Annotated in this window: 7 protein-coding genes and 2 pseudogenes; 5 read left to right on the forward strand and 4 right to left on the reverse strand. The window is 72.4% G+C overall.

Features of this window, described 5'->3' with window-relative positions:
- Nucleotides 1-525, reverse strand: a pseudogene (locus MFF42_RS21895) (ABC transporter ATP-binding protein); the annotation flags it as partial.
- A gap of 451 nt (nt 526-976) precedes the next feature.
- Between MFF42_RS21895 and MFF42_RS21900 the strand changes: the two are divergent.
- The 4 genes from MFF42_RS21900 to MFF42_RS21915 all read left to right on the forward strand — a co-directional run bounded on the left by MFF42_RS21900 (nt 977) and on the right by MFF42_RS21915 (nt 6019).
- Nucleotides 977-2938 (forward strand): DUF3341 domain-containing protein, encoded by a 1962-nt coding sequence (locus MFF42_RS21900; protein WP_238257729.1) that lies wholly within the window; start codon nt 977-979, stop codon nt 2936-2938.
- Nucleotides 2935-4164, forward strand: a complete 1230-nt coding sequence (locus MFF42_RS21905; RefSeq protein ID WP_238257731.1) for a hypothetical protein — start codon at nt 2935-2937, stop codon at nt 4162-4164. Before MFF42_RS21900 ends, MFF42_RS21905 begins: the two co-directional genes overlap by 4 nt.
- 49 nt (nt 4165-4213) lie before the next feature.
- Nucleotides 4214-5035: a class II glutamine amidotransferase gene (locus tag MFF42_RS21910; RefSeq protein ID WP_238257733.1), complete on the forward strand. Its 822-nt coding sequence runs from the start codon at nt 4214-4216 to the stop codon at nt 5033-5035.
- A gap of 249 nt (nt 5036-5284) precedes the next feature.
- Nucleotides 5285-6019, forward strand: a complete 735-nt coding sequence (locus tag MFF42_RS21915; protein WP_026105399.1) for a sigma-70 family RNA polymerase sigma factor — start codon at nt 5285-5287, stop codon at nt 6017-6019.
- Nucleotides 6020-6080: 61 nt separating this feature from the next.
- Here MFF42_RS21915 and MFF42_RS21920 read toward each other — a convergent pair whose 3' ends face one another.
- The 3 genes from MFF42_RS21920 to MFF42_RS21930 form a co-directional block, all read right to left on the reverse strand.
- Entirely contained in the window at nt 6081-6245 is a 165-nt protein-coding gene (locus MFF42_RS21920) for a hypothetical protein (protein ID WP_238257734.1), read from the reverse strand.
- Between the two features lie 349 nt (nt 6246-6594).
- Nucleotides 6595-7131: a Ros/MucR family transcriptional regulator gene (locus MFF42_RS21925; protein ID WP_238257736.1), complete on the reverse strand. Its 537-nt coding sequence runs from the start codon at nt 7129-7131 to the stop codon at nt 6595-6597.
- Between the two features lie 371 nt (nt 7132-7502).
- The gene (locus MFF42_RS21930) at nt 7503-7910 is read right to left on the reverse strand and encodes a hypothetical protein (RefSeq protein ID WP_238257737.1); all 408 of its coding nucleotides are present in this window, start codon (nt 7908-7910) and stop codon (nt 7503-7505) included.
- A gap of 75 nt (nt 7911-7985) precedes the next feature.
- On the opposite strand from MFF42_RS21930, the pseudogene MFF42_RS21935 reads away from it, so the two are divergent.
- Nucleotides 7986-8181, forward strand: a pseudogene (locus MFF42_RS21935) (hypothetical protein); the annotation flags it as partial.

Genomic DNA, 8181 nt, shown 5'->3' on the forward strand with positions numbered 1-8181 from the left:
GAGCAGGATCGCGGCGAGCGTCAGGCCCGGCACGACGATGCCGACGGCGGCGAGCGAGCCCATCCGCGTCAGGGCCTGGCCGACGAGGCCGGGCAGAGCCCGCAGATCCTCGCGCGCCCCCGGCGGCGAGGCGAGGATCGCCTCGGTGGCCCGGGCCCGCAGCCGGGCCGTGGCCCGTGCCTGGACGGAGAAGCAGAGGAAGGCGACCGCCGCGCCGAGGGCGGACAGCAGCAGGGCGGCGGCGGCGAGCGAACTCAGGGCGATCAGCGGCAGCTCGGCCGGCGACAGGCTCCAGCCCTGGAACAGGATCGCCGCCTCGCTGCCGTGCTGCCCCGGCAGCGGCAGGGCGATCCGCAGGAAGGGCAGAAGCTCCGGGCTGCTGCGGGTGAGGACCGCGATGAGGTCGCGCAGGCACAGCAGCACGAACAGCGCCAGCGGCAACCCCAGACCCACCGCCAGCCCGAGCGCCGCCGCGTGCCGGCGCGGCGACGAGGCGAAGGCGAACCGGACGGGGTTACGCTCCATCGGCATTCCGGGCACCGGGAGGAGCCTTGCCGGGAGGAGCCTTGCCGGGAGGAGCCTTGCCGGGCGGGTTCGCGGCGGTGGGAAGCGGCATCGGGCGAAGGCTTCTGCGCTGTGAGGGGCAAGTCCGGCGGGCAGGCGCGTGAGGAGGCCGTCACGGACCGTCCTCTTCGCATGGAAATGCCGCGGTGCAAGCCCGGCCGGCCCGCGTGTCGCATTGCATTCCCGCGGGCGCGTTGCTCTTTGGTGCGGGAGAGCACATGGCGGGTGGGGCGTGCCGGCGTCTTCGTCGCGAAGGGCCTGCCTTTCGCGCGGGTTCCCGGCCATTCCGTTCGGCGGGCCTAAACCCTCCCTCTCACCGGACGATGCCGGATGGTCGTGCGCGACATTCCAGCGCCTGCCCCGCCCCTTCCCTGCGAAGGCCGCGGGCGCCCGATGGCGGGCCGGTGAGCCGATGAGCGAACGCGTCCTCCAGCCCGGATCTGCGCCCGGATCCGAGGCCGCCTCCCTCTACGGGGCGCCGGTGATCGGGGCCGGCGAGACGGTCTTCTCGATCGGTGCGGCGCTGACGGAGGCGGTGGTCGCGCCCCTCGGCCGTCGCCGGCTCGCCTTTGCCGGCGCGCTCCTTCTCGTCGTCCTCTGGGCCGTCCTGCGCCCGGCCGTGCCCGCCGCCCTCGCCGCGGCCGCGGCCGGCTGGTGGATCGGGCTCGCCGCGGGATGCCTGCTGATCTCGGGGCTGCTGCTGCTCGCGGGGGTCGCGTGGCGCTGCGCGATCGGCCGGCTGGCCCAGACCGCCGCCCTGCTCTGCGCCGGTCTCGCCGCGCTCCACCCGCTGCCGCTCCATTGGGTGAGCCTGGCGGCCCTGTTCGCGGCGGGAGGCGGGCTCTGGGCGGCGGCGCTGCTGCCGGATCTGGCGGTTCTGCGCGACCGGCTCGCCACGGGGTACGCGACGGGGCCGGATCGCCGGCGCGCCCGCCTCTACCGTGCGCTGTCGTCCGGCTGGTGCGGCTCGGCGCTGCAATGGCGCGCCTGGGACCGGGCCTGCCGAGGCTTCGCCCTGCTCGCCATCCTCGCGGCGGTGGCGGCTCTGTTCGATCTCGCCCTGGCCGCGTCGCTTCGCACCGATCGGCACGACACCCTGCTCCCGGTCGCCCTGCTGGTCGAGGCGGTGCTCTCGGGGGCGGGGCTGACCGCCGCGCTCGCCGTGGCCCTGCGCCGGAGCCTCCGGCTCGACGGCCTCATCACCGGCCGCCACCTCGACATCCTGGGACGGCTGATCCTCGCCTTCGGCCTCGCCGCCCTCTATTGCCACGTCACCGAGATCGTCACCGCGCTCCTCTACGGCGATGCGGCCGAGCGGGCCCGCCTGACCCGCAGGCTCCTCGGCGACGAGGCCCCCGCCTTCTGGACGCTCATGCTCGCCGGCCTTCTTTCCACGCAGCTGTTCTGGATCGCCCCCATCCGCCGCAGCGCCCTCGCGCTGGGCCTGATCGGTGCCCTCGTCACCGCCGGCCTCGGTGCCGACCACGTGCTCGCCGCGCCGATCGGAGCGGCGGGGACCGATCTCGCGGGCCTCTCGACCGCGGCGGCCGGGGCCCTCGGCTCCGCCGGGCTGTTCGCCCTCGGCCTGCTCCTCCTCTTCCGTCTCGTGCCGCCGGTCTCGATCGCCGAGACGCGGCAGCTCGCCCTCGTCCACAACCCCGGCGCGGCGTTGCGGGCACCGCGGGTCGGGCTCGATGTCCGGGACGAGCCGTCGCCGGGTCGGGGGCCTCGGCCGGGCCTTCTGGCGGTCTTCGCCTCGGAGGCCGAACTGACCGAGGCGGTGCGGGGGCTCTGGGGGCCCGACGCGCCGTCGCGGCTCGACGCCTTCGGCCCCGTGCCGATGCCCGAGGCCTCGGCCGCCCTGCACGCGCGGGAGCCGAGCCTGAACCGCTTCGCGCTGTCCGGCGCCTTCCTCGGTGCCGCGGCCTTCCTCGCTGTCCGAGCCATGGGCTTCGCCGATGCGATGCCGGGGGGGCTCGCCGACGTCGCGGCCCTCGCCTCGTCGGCCTCCTGGCCGCCATCTTGGCCGCCCTCCTGGCCAGCCGCATGGCCGGCGACTTGGCCGACCGCTTGGCTGCCCTCCTGGCCGCTCGCCTGGGCCATGGCGGCGGTGCCCGCCCTCTCCGCCGCGGCGATGGGCGGCGTCCTCGGGCTCGGGATCGCCCTCGTCGCGGCCCTGAGGACTGGGCGGAGCGGCCGCGTCCCACCCTCCGCCCTCGCCGGACGGTTCGTCCTCGCGATCGAGCCCGCGACCGGACCCTCGGGGGCGTCGTTCAACCCGGCCGCCCTCGCCCGGCGGCTCAACGCCTTGCCGGCGGCGGCCGGGCGTCCCCTGGCGCTCTACGACCCCGCCGCGTCGGGGCAGCCGCGGTGAGTGCCGAGGAGAAGGGCGGGGCCGCGCGCAAGGCGGCGGGCGCGAAATCCGCCGCCGGCTACTTCCTCGATCCGGCCCGCCGTCCGGCGGCGGCCTTCGCCGCGGGACTCCTCTGCCTGCTGCTGGCACTCCACCATGCCGGGCTGCCGCGGCTCGCGCCCTCGTATCTCGCCGCCTGGACCTGCCTCCTGGCCCTGCCCGCGGGGGCGCTGCCCGTCGCCATCATGATCGAGCGGGCGGATGCGTGGCGCCCGCAGCCCGAGACCGCCCTGCTGGAGACCCTGCGCGGCCTGCTGGTGCTGATGCCGGTGGCCGCGATCCTCGCCCTGCCGATCCCGTTCGCCGCCGCCCTGCTCTACCCGGCCCCGGGCAGCGCCGGGCCGGACGGGCCGCTCGTCCTCCTCGGCAACACGCCCCTGTTCCTCGCCGGCCGCCTCGGCCTCTACTTCGCGCTCTGGACCGGGCTCGCCCTCCTCTTCGCCCGCCGCGGCGGCGAGCCCTGGGCCAAGGCCGGACGGATCGACGACGGGCGCGCCGTGCTCGGCCTCGGCCTCCACACCGTGGTCGGCACGCTGGCGGCCGGCGATCTCGTCATGGCGGCCGGCACCGATCCCGGCCTGCGCTTCCACGCCAGCGCCTTCGGCCTGCTGGTGCTCGCGGCGTGGTCGAGCCTCGCGCTGGCCGCGGCGATCCTGCTCGCGCCGCCCGATGTCGGGCCGGCCCGGCGCCGGCACGACCGCCTGACCCCGCTCGCCGTGCTGCTCCTCGTCTGGGCCGGCCTGCACGCCGTGCAGTTCCTGATGCTCGGCGCCGCCGCCGACCCGGCGGCCGCCGCGTGGTACGGTCTGCGCTCGAGCTTCTACGGCCGCGTCCTGGCGCTGACCGCCGCCGCCGTCGTGGCGCTCGCCGCGGTCCTAACGCTGCGCCCCGGCGAGAACCGGACCCGGCTCGTGGCGGCGCTCGCGGTGGGGGTCCACGGGGCCGAGCTGTTCTGGTTCGTCACGCCGGCCTTCCGCGGCGGCTTCCGCCTCGGCCTCACCGACCTCTTGGCGCTCGCCGGCCTCGTCGGGCTGGCCCTGGGGCTGGCGCCCGCCGTCCGGCGCCTGATCCCGGGGCTCGCCGTCACCCCCGCCTGGCCGGGGCGGGAGCGCGGGAGGGGGCGCATGGGCGCGGCGGCGGGGGATGCCCGCCGCAAATCGGTTGTTCGCCCTCCCGAAGCTTCCTAAGTTTGCTCATCCCCCTCGATCCTGCGCGAAGCGGAAGACCCCGGCGACCATGTGCGAACTGCTCGGAATGAGCGCGAATGTGCCGACCGACATCCGCTTCTCCTTCGCGGCTCTGGCCCGGCGCGGCGGCGAGACCGGGCCGCACGCCGACGGCTGGGGCATCACCTTCTACGAGGGGCGCGGCTGCCGCTCCTTCCACGACCCGGAGCCGAGCGCCCGCTCCGAACTCGCCAAGCTGCTGCGCCGCTACCCGATCAAGAGCCGCATCGTCGTCGCCCATGTCCGCAAGGCCAATCGCGGGCGCGTCAGCCTGGAGAACACCCACCCCTTCTCCCGCGAGCTCTGGGGCCGGCCCTGGACCTTCGCCCATAACGGCCAGCTCAAGGGGGTGAAGCGGCTGCCCCTCGGCCGGTTCGAGCCGGTCGGCACCACCGACAGCGAGCACGCCTTCTGCTGGATCCTGTCGCAGCTCCAGGAGCGGTTCCCCAAGCCGCCGCGGGCCGCGGCCCTGGAGGCGGCGATCGCGGAATGCGCCCTCACTCTGTCGGAGCTCGGCGTGTTCAACATGCTGCTCACCGATGCCCGCGTGCTCTACGCCCATTGCGGCAAGAGGCTCTGCTACCTCACCCGCCGGGCGCCCTTCGGCACGGCGACGCTGATCGACGAGGACTGGCGGGTCGATTTCGCGCAGGAGACCACCGAGGCCGACATCGTCACCGTGATCGCCACGCGGGCGCTGACGCGGGACGAGACCTGGACCGAGCTGGAGCGTGGCGACACCCTGGTCCTCACCGACGGGGCCGTGCGGGTGATGAAGGGCGCGACGCGGCGCCGGTCGCGGCCGGCGCCCGAGATGCGCGGCGCGGCCTGACGCCGCTCGTACCGGCGGCCCCAGCCGGCGCGGCCGATCTGCCGCATTCACGCCGCAGGATCGACGGATCATCTCACCCTTCGGACGACGGCCGACCGTCCGGTGTGCAAGCGTGGCAGTATTTCGCGCGGCGCGGGTGTGCGGTGCGCGGCCGATGCGCTACAACTATGTTAAACGCCTCGCCGGGGCGGTTTCCGCGTGCTGCGATGCCCCGCCGATTGCCGAAATGACCCGATCGCGAAGTACCCGATGCGCAACGATACCGAAGCGACCCTGGATCGTCCCGCGATGACTGACGGCCGTCCCAAACTCTCCGACTCGATCCGCAGCCATCTCGGCGATCACCTCCGCAGCGTCTACGACACGCTGGGCGCGGGCGAGGACACGCCGGTCCGCTTCTCCGAGCTGATCGGCAAGCTCGAAGCGGCCCTCAAGGCGCAGGGTGAGCGGGTCGATCCCGATTTCCGCAACGGCCTGCTCGCCGCGGTGCCGTCCCTGCGCGCCTTCGCCCTGTCGCTGACCTCGAACCCGGCCCGCTCCGACGACCTCGTGCAGGACACCCTGCTCAAGGGCTGGCAGCACCGTGCCCGCTTCCAGCCGGGCACCAACCTCAACGCGTGGCTCTTCACGATCCTGCGCAACATCTTCTACTCGGACCATCGCAAGCGCGTCCGCGAGGTCGAGGATCAGGACGGGTCCTACGCCGCCCGCCTCGCCACCGCGCCGCATCAGGGCGACCGGCTCGACGTGGAGGATCTGCAGACGGCGCTCGCCAAGCTGCCGCCGGACCAGCGCGAGGCCCTCGTGCTCGTGGGCGCGGAAGGCGTCTCCTACGAGGAGGCCGCGACGATCATGGGCTGCAAGGTCGGCACGGTGAAGAGCCGCGTCAGCCGCGCCCGCGGCCGCCTCGCCGAACTTCTGGGCTACGACGAGGAGGATCTCTCGTCCGACCGCTTCATTCAGTCGGCCATGCCCGACGCCTGAGGCGCGGAGCCGGCCACTCGGACCGAATGCGGCGCAGGCCTCGGCTCGAACCGGCGTCGCATCAAAATATCTCGAGAAACGCCTCCGGATCCTGTTCGATCGTCGCGAGCGACGCCCGCAGAAACGACGCGAACTCGAAGGCCACATCGTCGATCGTGTCGGGATCGTTGGTGAAGGCGATCACCTGGCCGACCCGGCCGGCCGCGCTCGGGCTGAGGCCGATCATCCGCAGGAGCGTTCCGCCGCCTCAGCCCGTCCCGCGCCTCGCGCGCCGCGGCGAGCGAGAGGAAGCGATCGGGCGTCAGGAAGCCGGGCTTCATGAACAGCGCGGCGTCGCCGCTGCCGTCGCAGGTGCGCCGAGCGGTACTCAGCCCGGCCGGCAGACCGCATCCGATCTCGACCTCCGCTGACGCGAGGGCGGTCGCGTCGCAGCCCGGTCCGAGCAGGAGCGACCGGCCGTGGCGCTCGCGGACGGCGCGAAGCGCGTCCGCATAGGCCGGAAACTCCACGTGGAGACCTCGTTCCCCGGTCGCGGAAAACCGGCCGGCAGGGTGGTCCCGCCGGTCCAATTCCGATCAGGCGGCCTTGCGCCGACCGCTGGGCTTGCGGCCCTCGCCCGAGGCGGTGCCCTTGCGGCGCGGCTCGGGCGGCGCTTCCGCCACCACCTCGTCCACGGGCGCGGCGGCCTTCGCGGACGACTTGCGACGCTGCTGGCCGAGGCCGAGATCCTTCGCCAGCGCCGAGCGCGCGGCCGAATAGTTGGAGGAGACCGTCGGATAGTCGGCCGGCAGGCCGTAGCGGCGGCGATAGCCCTCGATATCGAGGCCGTGCGTGGTCAGGTGGCGCTTGAGCGTCTTGTAGGGTTTGCCGTCGATGAAGGAGATCAGGGCGTCCGGCGTGATCGACTTCTTGATCTGGGCCGGCGTGGCCCGCTCGACTTCTTCCTCCTTCGGCGCCTGCGGCGCCGACAGGGCGACGAGCGCGGCGTGAACCTGAACAATCAGGGCCGGGAGTTCGGGCGACGGCAGGGAGTTGTTCGAGACATAGGCCGAGACGAGGTCGGCAGCGAGTTCGATACGATCGTGTTGTGAGACCTGACTTGTTTCTGACATTGTATGTGACCCTGTTTGCCCCTCGTTCTTGTGAGCTATAAGGATCTAGAAAACTTTCAAGGCCGTTTCTACCTGTTTTCCCGGAAAACGACTGCAAAATCGAGAAAAAGCCTCGCTCTGGCCGATATTGTCAGCGATCAGACCGGATCAGAGGGCAGACTGGGGTTTCTCAAGGTGGTGCGCGCAAGCTGAGGTTCGCCCCGAGACATGAAGAGCGGTGTCTGATTCGGCCATTCAATAAATCGTGAGAGGCAAATCCGGGCTAATCCCTGATCTCAGTCGATGGAACCGGCCAGCTTTCATGGATTGCGGCAGGTCCAAGATCGTTCGTTCCCGTCGGCGCGGCCGAACTCTATCGGCCCCGGCCGAGGTTACATGCCCGGCATCGTCATCTCTTCGTCCTCGCGCTGGGCGGCGGCGCGGCGCGTCCTGCGCCTCTCCGGCCTTTCCGGCAGCGTGCAGCGATAGACCACCGCGTCGGGCGGTCCGAGCGTGGCGTGGAGCGGGACCGTGACGGTATCGCCGGAGAAGCGCCAGTTGCGGGTGCCGCGATCCCAGTAGAGCCACACGGTGGTGTCGTGGCCCTTCACGTCGAAGACGGCGGCCTTCTTCGACATCGCCCGGAGGGTGCGCGGCTCGTACAGCCCCTTGCGGCGATAGGCGTCGCGGGAGGCCTCGTCCAGGCGGTCGACGAAGGTGTTCTGGACGATCTGCAGGGTCGCCCCGGGCTTGCGGAGAAATTTCTTGAAATCGCTCAGAGATCGCAAGACCACGGGCATGGCGTCCATCCAATCGTCAAGTCACGGACTCATCCTGCATTGTGCGAGCGCACCTTAGTTCCGCCGAGATGACGGTTGTTCCTCATGTTCAAAGGTGGAATCGGGCGATATCCACCGGAAAGCGGCGCTGTCCACAGGAGTCGAAGACTCTCGGCTTGGCTGTTCGCGGTGCCGGCGGTTTCGTCGGACGGGCCCCGGCTTGACCCGCCGGGCGGGCTCGGGCGTTTAGACGCCATGCTGCTGCGATTCTTCACGGGCCTGCGCGAGGCCC

The sequence above is a fragment of the Methylorubrum podarium genome (assembly GCF_022179745.1).
Lineage (GTDB): Bacteria > Pseudomonadota > Alphaproteobacteria > Rhizobiales > Beijerinckiaceae > Methylobacterium > Methylobacterium podarium.